The organism is Stenotrophomonas sp. SBJS02 (genome assembly GCF_020428325.2).
Lineage (GTDB): Bacteria > Pseudomonadota > Gammaproteobacteria > Xanthomonadales > Xanthomonadaceae > Stenotrophomonas > Stenotrophomonas africana.
Window position 1 is genome coordinate 2,938,140 of record NZ_CP109812.1, and the last position, 15,010, is coordinate 2,953,149.

Here is a 15,010-nt window from a genome sequence, read left to right on the forward strand (position 1 = left end):
AAAGAAAAGCCCGGCAATGCCGGGCCTTTCGTTCGCCTGCCGGATCAGCGGAACCGGTAGTCCAGCTGCACCCAGTACTGGCGGCCATACGGGTCGTAGTTGCCGACCGGGTAGAACGGCCAGCCGCCACCGTTCTTGTCCGCCGGCGGGCGGCTGTCACGCAGGTTGTTGACGATCACGCCCACCGACAGGTTCTCGCCGAACTGGCGGAACACGCTGGCGTTGTAGGTCATGTACGGCGCGATGCGGCCACTGCCATCGGTCTTCGGCAGCGAGCCGAAGCGGTTGCCGTACAGCGTTGTGGTCCAGTCACCCTTGTTCCAGGTGATGCTGCCGTTGGCCTTGCTGCGCCACTGGTAGTCATCCAGCGAGTTGCGGATGTCACGCTCCGGATCATCGGAGAACTGCCGGTATTTGTGCTCCAGCACCACGGTGTAGGCCAGGCGCGTGGTGAAGCGGCCGTAGCGGCCGGCATCGAAACGCCAGTTGCCCTTCAGGTCCAGGCCGCGCACCGATTCGGAGGCGGCGTTGATCGGGTTGATCAGCACACGGGTCACCTGGTCCGGCTGCACGGTCGCATTGGACGGGTTGCGGATCACCCGCGACAGCGCGTCCTGGCACAGCGGTGAACCGATATCGCGCGCTTCGCCGCCCAGCGTGCGGCCCAGGCGGCAATCGGCCTCGTCACGCAGGATGCGGCTGGTATCGAGGCTGGTCACCTCGTTGTCGATGCGGATGTCGTAGTAGTCGGCGCTGAAATCCAGGCCGGACAGCGGCGACCAGACCACGCCGAAGCCATACGACTTGGCAGATTCCGGCTGCAGCTGCGCATTGGCGCGGTTGCTGTAATCGATCGACAGGCCGTTGTAGTCGCAGTTGTCGTACGACTGGCCTGCGGTGCGGCAGCGCCAGTAGTCGGTCATGCCCGGGTTGTAGCCGCGGGTTTCGGTGGCGAACACGTAGTTCATGTCCGGCGCACGGAAACTGGTCGCCGCCGTACCGCGGATCAGCAGGCTCTCGACCGGACGGAACTCGACGCCGAAGCTCCAGGTCGCCTTGCCGATGTGCTCGCCACCAGCACGGTACTGGTCATAGCGACCGGCCAGCGTGGTGGTCAGCGACTGCAGCAGCGGCAGCTGAAGTTCCACACCTGCGGCATAGCGGTCACGCTCGCCGCCGGCACCGATACCGGCGCTGGTATTCCAGAACTCGCCGCTGCCCAGGCGCGGGTCCGGGCGGTTGCGGTAGCCCTGGCTGCCGGCTTCGACCACCGCTGCCAATGCAGCGTCGCCCCCAGGCAGCGCGAACAGGCGGCCGTTGACGCTGGCGCTGAAGGTCTGCAGCCATGCCGCATTGCGGCTTTCCTGGTAGTCGGACAGCCCCTCGTACTCGTTCGGGGTCAACGGTTTGAACAGGCGTGCCGGGTCGGGCGCATAGATCTCAACGCCGTTGCGTACGCCCAGCTTCGGGCCGAGCAGGTATTCGTTGATGCCAGCCAGCAGCACCGGGCGGCGGGTGCGGTTCTCGTAACGCGAGCGGCTGTAGACCGCCTCATAGTCCCAGCCACTGTCGCCGATCTGGCCACGTGCGCCGACATTGAACGACCACGAGTTTTCCAGGAAGCGGTTGGCATTGCGCGGCAGGCCGCCGATTTCCTCCGGCGCGAAGCGGCGATACCAGCTTTCCAGGTTGCCGGTGGTCTGGTTGTAGAAGTAGTTGCGGGCCGAGGTCCAGGTCGGTGCACGCGTGTTGTTGTAGATCCGCGCGCTGCCCACGGCGACATCGGCGAACAGGTCGGTGGTCTCGTTGACGTGGAAGGTCAACAGGCCGTAGCCGTTGAGGTTGCGCTTCTCGGTCTGCACCGTCCAGTAGCTGGCCGCTGCCTCATTGCTGCCGCAGTACCAGCCCTGGCGCGGGTTGTTGGCGCGGAACACACTGCCGCCATAGATGTCCGACGCTGCCTCGCAGCCGTTGACGCCCGGATCGATGTTGCGACCGGTGGCAGCATTGCGGCGATAGGCGATCGCGGTCGCCTGCGGCGCCTTGCCGGCCGGGTCATCATCCAGCGAATCCATGAAGTCGCGCTGGCGCGCATGGATCGCCTTGCGCACATCGAACTCGAAGCCGAACAATGCATCCCAACGCTCGCCGGAACTGCCACCGACCACCTGCGCGCGCTGGTTGTCACCACCGCCCTGCTGGGTGCCGCCGGCGCGCACGTTCACGTCCACACCCTCAAAGCGGTCCTTGAGGATGATGTTGACCACGCCGGCGATGGCATCGGAGCCGTACACCGCCGACGCACCCGCAGCCAGCACCTCGATGCGCTCGATCAGCGCGCTGGGAATGTTGGCCAGGTTGACCACGTTCACCGAGCCCTCGTAGGCCAGCGGGTAGTCGGCCTGGCGGCGGCCGTTGACCAGCACCAGCGTGCGGTTCGGGCCCAGCCCGCGCAGGTTGATGGTGTTGGCGGCCGGGGTGAAGGTATTGCCGAAGTCCTCGCCCTGCACGTTGCCGGTATTCTCGGTCAGCGCGCTCAGCGCATCGAAGGCGTTGCGGTAACCCTGCGCGTCGATCTGCTCGCGGCTGATCACCGTCACCGGCGACGGTCCCTCGACACTGGCACGTGGAATGCGCGAGCCGGTGACCTTCACTTCCTGCAGTGAGACGGGTGCGCTTTCCTGCGCGAAGGCCGGCAACGAGACCAGCATCAGGGACGACAGCGCGAGCACCAGCGGACGCGGGCGCAGCGCCTTGTGAAAGGCGGACATGGGCTTCCTGGGGGAGTGGGTGGTGGTGGTACGGGAGCAGCGGCCTGAGCGGCGCATAACGATCCCGTAACGAAAGTGTCCTGAATGGATGGTTTCAACGGAAATGACCAGCCCTGATGGGCTTATGCCTGAACCGAATCAGGGCCGGCCCGATGCCCGGCATGTTTTTGCAATGTTTTGAATGGTCTGGCGCTGCTGGCACGGTCATCGTTGCTGGGATGACGACCCCGTACCCTCCCCCCGCTCTTCCCCCGCTGCGCCCGGTGCAGCGCCGCCATCTGCTGCAACTGCAGGCGGCGCCGGTCACCTTGCGTCCATTCCTACGCACCGATCTGCCACGCTGGCGCTTGTTCGATGACCGCCGCCGGCGCGGCCGCCGTCAACCCGGCGACATCGACGAGGAGGCACGCTTTCTCGCCCACATGCATCGCTCACGGCTGGAGCAGGACAACGATCAGCTGCTTCTGGGGGTGTTCGACGACGAACACGGCACGGTGCTGGATCAGCTGCATATCCGCCTGCAGTCGCTGCACGCGCGCAGTGCCGAGTTGCTGTCGCTGCAGCACTGGCACCCGCATACCGACGCCGCGCTGCGGGCGCTGTGCCCGTTCCTGTTCGAGGATGTCGGCCTGCATCGCCTGTTCGTGATGCTGCCACCAGACTGCAATGACCCGTTCGCCACTGCGCTGCACGCCTTCGGCTTCGAGCAGGAAGGCCTGCTGCGCGACCATCATCTGGATCTGGATGGCTGGCAGGATCGCCAGCTGCTGGCATTGACCGCGCCGATGTGGCGCGGCCAACATCGCGTGCTGGACTAGCGCACCCGCTCCAGCGCATTGCCGGCACCGGTCAGCACCGAACACGCGTGGTCCTGCAGTTCTTCAGCGCTGGCCTCGTTGCCGGTTCCGGCGTCCACGCGGGTGGCCAGCAGAATGAAGCCCGGACCGCCCTGCACGGCGTCCCGGCCGGCCACGACCAGGCTCCACTGGCCCACGTCGTCCACGCCAGCGAGGTCATAGGCCAGCAGATTGAGCGGATTGGCGGTCAGTTCCTCGCCCGGCAGCAGGCGGGCCTGGTACTGATGGCCGCGCAGCAGCACCGGCAACGGTGCCCAGCGGCTGCCGACGGCGGCAGCATGCGTGTCCAGCGCCCGCAGCACGTCGGCACGCAGGCAATCCACATGGATATGCAGCTGGTGCTGCGAACGGCCGTGCGGCGAGTTCAATGCCAGGCTGGCGACGTTGCGCGGCAGCGGTTGCCGCAAGGCCTGTTCGGTGTGGCTGCGCGCCTGCCAGGCTGCAGCGAAGTAGTTCGGTGCACCACGCTGGTACAGGCGGCGGTTCTCGATACCGCTGACCTTGTCCAGCGGCATCAGCAGGAACTGGTAGTCGCCGTGCGCGTCCTTGACCAGCACATCGCGGCGGTCTGCGGCCGTCTCCACGCGCAGGCAGTCGCCGCGTGGACCTTCGGCGCCCCGGCAGTCACGTTCGATCAATCGCCACAATGCATCGGAATGGGCCGGCGCCGGCGGTGGCGCGCTGGCACAGGCGGACAACAGCAGCAGGGACGGCAGCAGGAAGGAGCGCAGGGACACGGAAACGACTCACGGAGCAGGCACGGCAGACAGCGCCGCGCTGCATTCTAGCCAGTGCAATGCTGCAATCAGTAGGTGCCGAACGGCACTTCAACCACGATCGGGGCGGCACCCTCGCCGGCCTGCAGGCTGTAGCGGTCCAGCGCGCCGTCGTCGTCGGCGTGCGGCTGGCGCTGGAAATGCAGCGGGTAGCGGGTGTCCCCCAGGCGCACGGCGCTGCCGTCGGCCTCCAGCGCGGCGCCTTCCGGAATCAGCAGCCCGCCCAGATCGCTGTACGCGCCAGGCACATCGGCGAAGCTGTAGTCGGCCAGCTCGTCCACCCGCTGCATCGCATAGACGTGCGGCACATAGGGGCGTGCGGGGCTGCGGCCATTGCTCAGGTCGGTCACCCAGGCCTGCGGCAGGTGGTACTGCTCACGCAGCGCAGCCACGCCCAGCGAGGGACTGGCCACCTGCAGGCAGCACACCGTCCGCTTGCCTTCACGGTCGAGGATGGCGAAACGATCGCCTCGGGTCGCCGCCTGCGGCAGCATGGCAAACGCCAGGTTGCGCTGCGCAGGCTCGTAGCCCGCTTCGGTCTGCAGGTTGCGCCAGGCACCGAATACCGGGGTTTCGAGCGGCGCGGGTTCCGGATCGGCAGCGGAGGCGGCAAACGCCACGCCCAGCAACGACAACACCAGCGCCGTCATCGTCCTGTCTTTGCCGCGGAAACTGCCTGCCGTCATACCGTATCCAACACCTGCGCCGGAAAGGCCCGGCCTGCCCGCTGGCGTACTGCCAGCCATTCCTCCCACTATGCAATGACCACGCTGTGCCGGCAATGACCGGGACGCTGACGCCTTTCGCACGCTCGGTGCTATCGTTCCCGCCATCTTCCCTGCGCAGGAGCGCTCGCATGTCTGCATTCCGTCTGTCCCTGTTGCTGCCGGCCTCTGCCCTGCTGCTGTCGGCCTGTGTCAGCACGCCTGGCCCGGAAGTCAAAGGCAGCGGCCGCTGCGACGCCAGCCAGCTCGGCTGGGCGATCGGCCAGCCAGCCAATGAACCCAACATCCGCCGCCTGTCCCGCGAGAGCGGTGCCGGCCTGGTCAACCCGATCGGCCCCAGCACCATCACCACCAAGGACATCCGCCAGGACCGCCTGCGCGTGTTCGTGGACAAGGACAACATCATCACCGCCACCCGCTGCGAGTAAGCGCCGCCACCGCTCTTGTAGAGTCGAGCCGTGCTCGACTGGCTTTTCGCGCGGCCCATCCAAAGACCAGTCGAGCATGGCTCGACTCTACATTTCAGGGTTCGGTATAGCCGGCACAGTCCGGCAGCGCCTGGTCAGGGTGGAACATTCCCTCCCCGAAGCGGAACAGCCGCGTGTAGGTGCACGCCGGGTCCTGCTCGCTGCGCAGATCCTGCTTCTTCAGCGGGCCCTTGGCCAGCGAATCCTCGAAGCGTGAAGCGCCGGCAGGGAACCGGGTCGCCACGGTCTGGTAGCGCAGCACCGGCATGCCCTCGGCAGCCGTATCCAGCGCCAGCTTCGCCGAGAAGCCGTATTCGTCGTGGCAGGCACCCGCGCGCTGTTTCACGTCCTGCTCGCTGAAACAGGCGCGGATCATCGCATTGCCCAGCCATGGCACGGTCAGCACGTCGTCGTCCACCTGAATGTCGTCCTGCAGGTGGCGTACGCGTGCCAGCTGCAGGGTGGACGCGTCAGCACCTCCACCGGAGTTCATGGTGCTGAACGTGACGATGCCACCCACCAGCACATTCTGGCGGGTGCGCTGCTGCGGATCGGTCACTGGTTCACCGCTGCCCACGCCTGGGGCCAGGCGCACGATCCACGGCCACAGTGACAGCTCGCTTTCCTGCGGCACGTCGATGCTGACGTGGTAGGTGTGCGGCTTGCCCTGGCCCGGCACCTTCTCAAGCACTTCCAGCACGCTCGGCCGGTCACCCTCCTCGGCGACCGGCTGCACGCGCACGCACCAGTTGCCGTCCCGCGTGCAGTCATAAAGCCCCGACGGCCCGGTCTCACTCGCGATCAGCACCTGCCCCAGCGGCTCCATCACGTTGCCGGCGGCATCGCGCTGCTGCGGCAGGATCGAGCCTTGGGCCAGCACCAGCACCGGGGTAGCCAGCAGTGCAGCGTACAGGGTGGCACGGGCGGTAGCGGTGGGCATGGATGGCTCCTGCGGCTGGGCTTTCGATGGTAACCGTTGCCCGCCATCACCTTTGTAGAGTCGAGCCATGCTCGACTGCTGTTTGTCGGGAAGAGCAGCCGAGCATAGGCTCGGCTCTACATCATCCGCAGTCGCAGCTCCCCCAGCCCTTGGCTTTCGACGTCTGGCCGATGCCCGGATTAAAGGTATTGCTCGGGTCCAGCTGCTTGTAGAACCCGGCCAATGCGGGCTTGGCCGGGTACAGGTGGCCGACGTTGTGCTCGGCCGGATACTCGGCGCCACGCCGGTCCAGCAGCGCCCACATCGCGTGCTCGATCGCCATCGGGTCTTCGCCCTTGCGCGCGATGTAGTCCTGGTGGAACACGTGGCACAGGAAGTGCCCGTAGTACAGCTTGTGCAGCAGGCGGCCGTCGATATCGGCCGGCAACTGCTCGAACCAGTCGGCATCATCTCGGCGGAGGGCAATGTCCAGCGCCACGATGTCCTGCACCTGGTCGCGATGCACTTCGCGGTAACGCACCGCGGCACCGGCCACGGCGAAGCGATGCAGGAACGCCTTGCGCCCCTCCTCCGCCGTGCAGTGGAAATAGCCACCTTCGTGGCCAGCGAAGAAGTCGCGCAGCCAGGCCTCGGTTTCTGCTGCATCCTGCGCGGAGACCTTCAGCAACAGATGATGCTCATAACGCTGGCGGAACTCGCCCATGCGCTTGGGCAGATGCGAAGGCAGCAGGCCGGTCAGCACCTGCATCACCCGGTCGGTCACCCCACGCAGGCCCAGCCGTTCGAACCAGCCGTCGACGCGGCTCTTCAGTGCGAACGCGGCAGGTACACGTGCGGTGCCGAGGCGGTCGATCAGCAGGAAGCTGTCCTTGCCGTAGCGTTCGCCGATGTCATAGGCATCGCGGTGGATGTACTCACCGGCAATCGGCAGGCGCTCGAATCCGGTCAGCAGCTGGCGCCGGATCGCGGTGAGGCTGTCGGTGCGGTTGCTGCCGATGTAGAAGACCTCGGCGGCCTCCTTTTCGAAGGTATCCAGGCGCACCGCGAACACCGCCAGCTTGCCGGCCGAACCGGCAGCCTCGTAGTGGCGGCTGGGGTCAGCGTTGAAGCGCGCCGGGGTATCGGCGTCGATCCGGCGCACTTCGTCGGCGTAGCGTGGATCGGAGGCGGCGCGGCCGTCGCCGTCACCCACGTCAGCGGCACTGTAGTCGCCAGCCTGCAGGCGCTGCAGGATCTGCTCGGGTGTATCGCCCAGCGCGATGCCGAGATGGTTGACCAGCTGCAGTTGGCCCTGCGCATCGACCTGCGCGTACAGGGCCAGCTCGGTGTAGGCAGGGCCACGGCGCACCAACGCGCCGCCGGAGTTGTTGCAGATGCCGCCCAGCACCGAGGCGCCGATGCAGGACGAGCCGATCACCGAATGCGGTTCACGGCCCAGCGGGGCCAGCGTCTGCTCCAGGCGGTCCAGCGTGGCGCCCGGCAGGCACAGCACCTGGCGGCCCTCATTCAACAGCTGGATGCCGGTCAGCCGCAGCGTGCTGACCAGCACGATCGGCCGCCCATAGTCGTTGCCGTCCGGGGTCGAGCCGCCGGTCAGGCCGGTATTGGCCGCCTGCAGGATGATCGCCGCCCCACCCTGCACCGCCACCTGCAGCACGTGCCACAGTTCCAGCAAGGTGCCCGGGCGCACCACCGCCAGCACCGGACCGTCGCCGAATCGGTAGCCACGCCGGAAGCGGCGCGTGGCCTTGTCGCCAGTCAGTACATGGCGGCTGCCGACTGCGTCGCGCAACTGTGCCAGCACGGCGTCGTGGCCATTCATGGCAGGTTGACCAGCGAATCGCGGCCGATGTCGGCGATGCGGCGCGCGCCGGTCAGTGTCATCGCCACGCGCATTTCCTTGGCGATCAGATCCAGCAGGTTGGCCACGCCGGCCTCGCCCTGCGCGGCCAGCGCATAGACGAAGGCGCGGCCCAGCAGCACGGTATCGGCACCCAGCGCCAGCATGCGCACCACGTCCAGGCCGGTACGGATGCCCGAATCGGCGAGAATCTTCAGATCGCCCTGTACCGCGTCGGCGATGGCCGGCAGTGCGCGTGCGGTGGACAGCACGCCGTCCAGCTGGCGGCCACCGTGGTTGGAGACCACGATGCCATCGGCACCGAACGTGACCGCATCACGCGCGTCATCCGGGTCGAGGATGCCCTTGATCACCATCGGGCCCTTCCAGAATTCGCGGATCCACTCCAGGTCCTTCCAGGAAATGGAGGGATCGAAGTTGCTGCCCAGCCAGCCGATGTAATCCTCCAGCCCGGTCGGGTTGCCACGGTAGGTGGAGATGTTGCCCAGGTCATGCGGACGGCCGAACAGACCCACGTCCCACGCCCAGTGCGGATGGGTGATGGCCTGGCCGATACGGCGCAGCGAGGCATTCGGGCCGCTCATGCCGGAGTGTGCATCGCGGTAGCGCGCGCCCGGCACCGGCATGTCCACGGTGAACACCAGCGTGGTCACGCCCGCGGCCTGCGCCCGCTCCAGCGCGTTGCGCATGAAGCCACGATCGCGCAGCACATACAGCTGGAACCACATCGGCCGCTGGATGGCCGGGGCCACTTCCTCGATCGGGCACACCGATACGGTGGACAGGGTGAACGGGATGCCGCGGCTGTCGGCCGCGCGCGCCGCCTGTACCTCACCACGCCGGGCATACATGCCGGTCAGGCCGACCGGCGCCAGCGCCACCGGCATCGCCAGCTTTTCGCCGAACAGCTCGGTTTCCAGGCTCAGGTCGGACATGTTGCGCAGGATGCGCTGGCGCAGCGCGATGTCGGACAGATCGGAAACGTTGCGCTTCAGCGTGTGCTCGGCATACGCGCCGCCATCGATGTAGTGGAACAGGAACGGCGGCAGCCGGCGTTGCGCTGCGGCACGGTAATCGGTGGAGGCGGAGATGATCATGGGGTCAACCGTGTGGGGAAGGTAGACGCGAGGCCCGCGCACGCCGGGCTTCGTTGTCATCGAGGGTGCGCAGCGTGGTGTGCACGAACTCGAGGTGGGCATGCGCGGCGGCGCGCGCGCGTTCGGGGTCGCCGGCCAGCACCGCGTCCATCATCTCGCGGTGCTGGTCGGACAGCGGCGAGAAGGTCCTCGCCGACGTGTAGAGCTTTTCGCGGCTCTGCGAGATGTTGGTCTGCAGCAGTTCGAACAGGCCGCGCATCACCTGCAGAAGGACCAGGTTGTGCGAGGCCTCGGCGATGGACAGGTGGAAGGCCGCGTCGGCCTCCGCTTCACCGGTGGGGTCGTCCTTGCCGTGCGCGTCCATCATGGTCTGGAAGGCCTGCGCGATGCGCGTGCGGTCCTCGTCGGTGGCACGCAACGCTGCATGCCATGCAGTGGCACCCTCCAGCGCGTGACGGATCTCCAGCACGTCGAAGCGATACTCCGGGTCGCCCTGGAACAGCGGCAGATACGGCGCCAGCGGTTCATCCAGCGCCTGCCGCGCGCGCGCCGCAGGTTCGGCCACGTAGGTACCGCCACCAACCCGTGCGGTCAGCAGACCCTGGCTGGCCAGCTGCGCGATGGCCTCGCGCAGCGCGGTGCGCGAGACCCCCAGCTGCACCGCCAGGGCGCGCTCGGCCGGCAGCCGGTCGCCCGGCTGCAGCCGCTGTTCCTGCACCAGGCCGCGCAGCTGCGCGGCCACCTTGTCCGAAATACGTTGCGTGCTCATGGCGCCATTGTGGCCCGAAGCGCGTAACAGAGGGTCAGGCCGCGCGGCATGGCTCAGGGAATCATCCAGGTCAGCCAGTAGGCCTGGGCCAGGGTGATCAGGCCGACCATCGTAGTGAAGATCAGGCTGTGCTTGACCGTGAAGCGGAACAGGTCCGATTCCTTGCCGGCCAGGCCGACCGCAGCACAGGCAATGGCGATCGACTGCGGCGAGATCATCTTGCCGGTGACGCCGCCGGTGGTGTTGGCCGCCACCAGCAGCACGTCGGACACGCCGATCTGCTGCGCAGTGGTTGCCTGAAGGGCCGAAAACAGCGCATTGGACGAGGTATCCGAGCCGGTCAGGAACACGCCCAGCCAGCCCAGGAACGGCGAGAAGAACGGGAACGCGTCACCGGTGTGCGCCAATGCCAGCGCCAGCGTTGCCGACAGGCCCGAATAGTTGGCGATGAAGGCAAACGCGAGCACCATGCCGATCGAGTAGATCGGCATGCGCAGCTCACGCACGGTTTCGCCGAAGGTCTGCAGTGCCGACCGCGCCGGCATGCGCAGCGCGATGATCGCGATCACTGCGGCGAGGATGATCGAGGTGCCGGTGGCCGAGAACCAGTCGAATTTATAGACCGCCTCATAGCTGAGCGGCGCGTCCACGATCGGCGGCATCTTCTGCACCCTCTGGTCGAGGCCGGGCACCGGGAGCTTCAGCACCCAGCTTTCCAGCGGGCCGCCCGCCGCGAACAGCGACTTGAACGGCTTGATGCTCCACAGCGTGACCATCGCGGTGAGGATCAGGAACGGCGACCACGCCTTGGCGATCTGGCCCACGCTGTAGCGCGGCGCCTCCAGTGCCTGTGCGGCCGCCTCGGCGCTGGTTTCGGTATCGAAGCGGAAGATCCGTACCGGCTTCCAGCGGCGCAGGAACAGGGTCAGGCAGACCAGCGACGCCAGCGAAGCGGTGATGTCCGGCAGCTCCGGGCCGATGAAGTTCGAGGTCAGGTACTGCGCGATGGCGAACGAGCCACCGGCCACCAGCACTGCCGGCCAGGTTTCCTTGATGCCACGCCAGCCGTCCATGATCGCCATGATCCAGAACAGCACGATGAGGGTCAGGAACGGCAGCTGGCGACCGGCCATCTGGCCGATCTCGAATGCATCCAGGCCGGTGACCTGCCCGGCCACGATGATCGGAATGCCCATCGCGCCGAACGCCACTGGCGCGGTGTTGACGATCAGGCACAGGCCGGCGGCATACAGCGGCTTGAAGCCCAACCCGACCAGCAATGCCGCGGTGATCGCCACCGGCGCACCGAAACCGGCCGCGCCCTCCAGGAAGGCACCGAAGGCGAAGCCGACCATCAGCATCTGCAGGCGCTGGTCTTCGGTGACCGACAGGATCGAAGCCCGGATGATGTCGAACTGACCGGTCTTGACCGAGACCTTGTAGAGGAACACCGCGCCGATGATGATCCAGGCGATCGGCCACAGGCCGTAGACGAAGCCGAAGCCGGCCGCACCCAGCGCCTGGGTCAACGGCATGCGGTAGAACAACAGGGCCACGCCAAGCGCGATGGCCACGGTGATCGTGCCGGCCAGCCAGCCCTTCATGCGCAGCACGGCCAGGGCAACGAAGAAGAACGCGATCGGCAGCAGCGCGATCAGGCTGGACAACCACAGGTTGCCGGCGGGGTCGTACAGGTGTTGCCAGGGCTGCATGAAGACTCTCGACTGGATGCGGAAGGTGCCCCACCGCAGGCGGTGGATCGCCGTGGTCACCCATTATTGGTACTACCAATAATGATTTCGATCAGACCACTTGCAGCGGATTTAACCGCCACTCCGACGAAGAGCCTATTAGACCATAGAGCTAGATGGCATATTGGTACGACCATTAGGGTGGTCACCGTAGGGCCGGCCTCTGCCCGGCAACTCGGGCTTCCCTAAGAAATCCTTTTCTCCAACCGCCGCATCACCGCCAGCACCAGCACGCACAGCACGCTCACCCCGATGGCGATCACGTACTTGCTGATCCCCACCGCAATCCCGATGGCCGCCGCCATGATCAGCGAGCTGGCCGTGGTCAGGCCGCTGACCTGGTCCTCGCGTGAGCCGCGCAGGATGGTGCCGGCGGCGACGAAGCCCACACAGGCAACCACTGCTTCAATCAGGCGCACCGGGTCGACCTGCAGCAGGTCACGGTAGCGCTCCTGCTGGAAGTGCTCGGCCACCGAGTCGCCCAGGCCGACGATCAACGCGGCAGCCCCCGCGATCAGCATGTGCGTGCGCAGGCCGGCGGCGTGCTTGCCCATCTCGCGCTCGACGCCGAGCACGCCGCCGAACAACATGGCTGTGGCCACGCGCAGCAGGATCGAGACGTCCTGGGTAAGTTCCATGGGAAAGCTCCGGGATTTTCCCGGAGCGTCGCTCGGCAGCCGTGGCACAACGGTGAAGGTGGCACCACAGCGCGTTCACCTGATAGCGCCAGGCATGCCCGGCGTCATCGTCGCCTGCGATCACCGCATCATTGCGCCAGATAGCCACCATCGATGGCGTAGTACGCGCCGGTCGCGAACGAGGCATCGTCGCTGGCCAGCCAGGCCACCAGCGCCGCCACTTCCTCGGCCGTACCCAGCCGCTTCAAGGCGTGGCGGCCTTCCAGCGTGGCGCGCACCTTCGGGTCCATCTTCTCCAGCAGCGGTGTGCTGATGAAGCCTGGACCGACCGCGTTGACACGGATGCCGTCGGCGGCATGCTCCCACGCGGCGGTCTGGGTCAGCCCGACCACGCCGTGCTTGGCCGCCGCATAAGCGGTGGAACCGGCATAGCCCACCTGGCCCAGGATCGAGGCCATGTTGATGATGCTGCCGCCGGTTCCAGCAGCGCGCATTGCCTGGATCTGCGCACGCTGACACAGGAACACGCTGGTGAGGTTGACGTCGATCACGCGCTGCCAGCCATCGATCGGATAGTCACCGCTGCTGGCGGCTGGCCCACCGATACCGGCGTTGTTGACCGCCACATGCAGGCCGTCGAGCTCCTTGATCGTGCGCTGCACCGCTGCCTCCACCGCAGCGTCGTCGGTGACGTCCAGCGCGATGCCGATGGCCTGCGCACCGGCATCGCGCAACTGCGCCACGGTCGCATCGACCGCATCCTCCTTCAGGTCCCAGACCGAGATCCGCGCGCCGGACGCGGCCAGCGTCTGCGCCACGGCCAGGCCGATTCCAGATACGCCGCCGGTCACGATCGCGGTCTTGCCGGTGAGCTGGTAGTCAATCATCTGCGTTCTCCATCAGTGGGGGTATCGAAGTGGCCTGCAACAGCCAACTGCCCCACCCTACGCGTGCGCCCGTGATGACCTGGCTGACATCGCGCCTACAGATGATCGTTCCAGCCATGAAACCTCAACTCAAGTTGATGTATGGAATTGCGTACGGATATGCATGCAAAACGCCGGCGTATGTTCGGCGGCATTTTCACTTTGGCCGTAATCGTCAATCGTTTTGACCCTATTTAAATCAAAAGCGCGCGAATCGAGGCGACAATGTGAAACGTTTCCAGTTTCTGCGACACATTCCATTCAATCTGGTGTTCCCCCACCATCCGGAGTGCCCACGCCACTGCCTTCCAGCACGTCTGCACGGGTAATGACCGGATCTGCATCTGCGTTGCAGAGCGCGTGGGCGAGGTAATGCCAGCGTCCACCTCCAAAGCACGTGCCGAGCGATGTCCCGATATTTCACTTTTGCCGATTACCGCCGCTTCGGCCACCGTCATGGCTTCGATTACCGCGCCGACCCGGAACACCTGCGCGACGACCAGTGGGCCGGCCATGGCGAGGTCAACGAGCAGTTCCTGCGCGGCGGCATGAGTCTGATCGCCTCCGACGTCCATAATCGCTTTCCATATGTCGCCACGGCCCAGCAGAGTCCCGGCCTGGCCATCCGCGTGATGCTGCTGGGCGAGGTCGATGTGCGCGTTCCGCGACGCGCTGGTTTCACCCTTCGCGCTGGCACGGCGATGACCGCACACCACCGCGAGGAGGTCGAGATGACTGGTACGCATCCCGGCGAAACGCGCATGCGCGGCGTCAGCGTCATGGTGCCCGGCAAGATCGATCCGGACCTGTTCCATCTGCCGCAGCTGGAGACCGCGCTCAACACCCACCTGGAATGCCGCCATTGGGCCATTCCGCATACCCTGCTGCCGGTGCTGGGCCAGCTGTTCGACAGCCCATGGGAGGACGGCATCGACGCGTTGTGGCGCGAAGGCGTCGCACTGCAGCTGCTGGCCGTTGGCCTGAAGGCCGAGGATCTGCAGACCGACCCTGTACGAACGCTGCGGGCCGGCCAGCGCGAGCGGCTGGAACGTGTGCGTGCCTACCTGCATGATGACCCCAGCCATGCCCACAGCCTGGTCGAACTGGCCCAGCTGGCCTGCATGAGCCCCAGCTCGCTGCGCCGCCATTTTGCCCAGCAGTACGGCTGCTCCGTGTTCGATTACCTGCACGAACAACGCATGCGCCACGCCGAACAGGGCCTGCGCGAGGACGGATGGACGGTTGAACAGGCCGCCGCCGCCAGCGGTTACCGCCACCCCAGCAACTTCGCGGCTGCATTCCGCAAGCGTTTCGGCCTGGTGCCCAGCCGCTGGCGCACGGGCCCCTCGAAGGTGGGCTGAAGGCTGGTGTTCTGGTAGGTGTCGACCTTGGTCGACACGCTCCTGCCCCATCGCGGATGCCGGCCAGCGGC

The 15,010-nt window shown here is 66.4% G+C and carries 13 protein-coding genes; 3 read left to right on the plus strand and 10 right to left on the minus strand.

Annotation, left to right across the window (positions count from 1 at the left end):
- Positions 1-44: 44 nt before the first annotated feature.
- Positions 45-2,771 carry a TonB-dependent receptor plug domain-containing protein gene (locus FQS62_RS13630; protein ID WP_099589941.1) on the minus strand — a complete coding sequence of 909 codons (2,727 nt, stop codon included), beginning with the start codon at positions 2,769-2,771 and terminating at the stop codon, positions 45-47.
- Between the two features lie 218 nt (positions 2,772-2,989).
- Here FQS62_RS13630 and FQS62_RS13635 point away from each other — a divergent pair, with 218 nt between their 5' ends.
- Entirely contained in the window at positions 2,990-3,589 is a 600-nt protein-coding gene (locus FQS62_RS13635) for a GNAT family N-acetyltransferase (RefSeq protein WP_099589942.1), read from the plus strand.
- Here FQS62_RS13635 and FQS62_RS13640 read toward each other — a convergent pair.
- Positions 3,586-4,365 carry a CDP-diacylglycerol diphosphatase gene (locus FQS62_RS13640; RefSeq protein WP_208044185.1) on the minus strand — a complete coding sequence of 260 codons (780 nt, stop codon included), beginning with the start codon at positions 4,363-4,365 and terminating at the stop codon, positions 3,586-3,588. The genes FQS62_RS13635 and FQS62_RS13640 overlap by 4 nt on opposite strands.
- 68 nt (positions 4,366-4,433) lie before the next feature.
- Entirely contained in the window at positions 4,434-5,090 is a 657-nt protein-coding gene (locus tag FQS62_RS13645) for a decarboxylase (protein WP_049445893.1), read from the minus strand.
- 170 nt (positions 5,091-5,260) lie between these two features.
- Between FQS62_RS13645 and FQS62_RS13650 the strand changes: the two genes are divergently transcribed.
- A complete protein-coding gene (locus tag FQS62_RS13650) occupies positions 5,261-5,557 on the plus strand; it encodes an I78 family peptidase inhibitor (RefSeq protein ID WP_049437761.1) in 297 nt (98 codons plus the stop codon).
- Positions 5,558-5,651: 94 nt separating this feature from the next.
- On the opposite strand, the gene FQS62_RS13655 is transcribed toward FQS62_RS13650, so the two are convergent.
- The 7 genes from FQS62_RS13655 to FQS62_RS13685 form a co-directional block, all read right to left on the minus strand.
- A complete protein-coding gene (locus tag FQS62_RS13655) occupies positions 5,652-6,536 on the minus strand; it encodes a hypothetical protein (protein WP_099589944.1) in 885 nt (294 codons plus the stop codon).
- A gap of 121 nt (positions 6,537-6,657) precedes the next feature.
- The gene (gene dld, locus FQS62_RS13660) at positions 6,658-8,358 is read right to left on the minus strand and encodes a D-lactate dehydrogenase (RefSeq protein WP_208044184.1); all 1,701 of its coding nucleotides are present in this window, start codon (positions 8,356-8,358) and stop codon (positions 6,658-6,660) included.
- Positions 8,355-9,494, minus strand: a complete 1,140-nt coding sequence (lldD, locus tag FQS62_RS13665) for an FMN-dependent L-lactate dehydrogenase LldD (protein ID WP_088479053.1) — start codon at positions 9,492-9,494, stop codon at positions 8,355-8,357. Before lldD ends, dld begins: the two co-directional genes overlap by 4 nt.
- 4 nt (positions 9,495-9,498) lie before the next feature.
- A complete protein-coding gene (lldR, locus tag FQS62_RS13670; protein ID WP_008264563.1) occupies positions 9,499-10,263 on the minus strand; it encodes a transcriptional regulator LldR in 765 nt (254 codons plus the stop codon).
- Positions 10,264-10,316: 53 nt separating this feature from the next.
- The gene (gene lldP, locus FQS62_RS13675) at positions 10,317-11,975 is read right to left on the minus strand and encodes an L-lactate permease (protein ID WP_049445917.1); all 1,659 of its coding nucleotides are present in this window, start codon (positions 11,973-11,975) and stop codon (positions 10,317-10,319) included.
- A 224-nt stretch (positions 11,976-12,199) separates the two neighbouring features.
- Positions 12,200-12,652, minus strand: coding sequence for an MgtC/SapB family protein (locus FQS62_RS13680; protein ID WP_049445899.1), 453 nt, complete (start codon positions 12,650-12,652; stop codon positions 12,200-12,202).
- Between the two features lie 128 nt (positions 12,653-12,780).
- Positions 12,781-13,539: an SDR family NAD(P)-dependent oxidoreductase gene (locus FQS62_RS13685; protein WP_049445901.1), complete on the minus strand. Its 759-nt coding sequence runs from the start codon at positions 13,537-13,539 to the stop codon at positions 12,781-12,783.
- Positions 13,540-13,985: 446 nt separating this feature from the next.
- Between FQS62_RS13685 and FQS62_RS13690 the strand changes: the two genes are divergently transcribed.
- On the plus strand, positions 13,986-14,939 hold the full coding sequence (locus FQS62_RS13690; RefSeq protein WP_049445903.1) for a helix-turn-helix transcriptional regulator: 954 nt from the start codon (positions 13,986-13,988) through the stop codon (positions 14,937-14,939).
- The last annotated feature ends 71 nt before the right edge of the window (positions 14,940-15,010 follow it).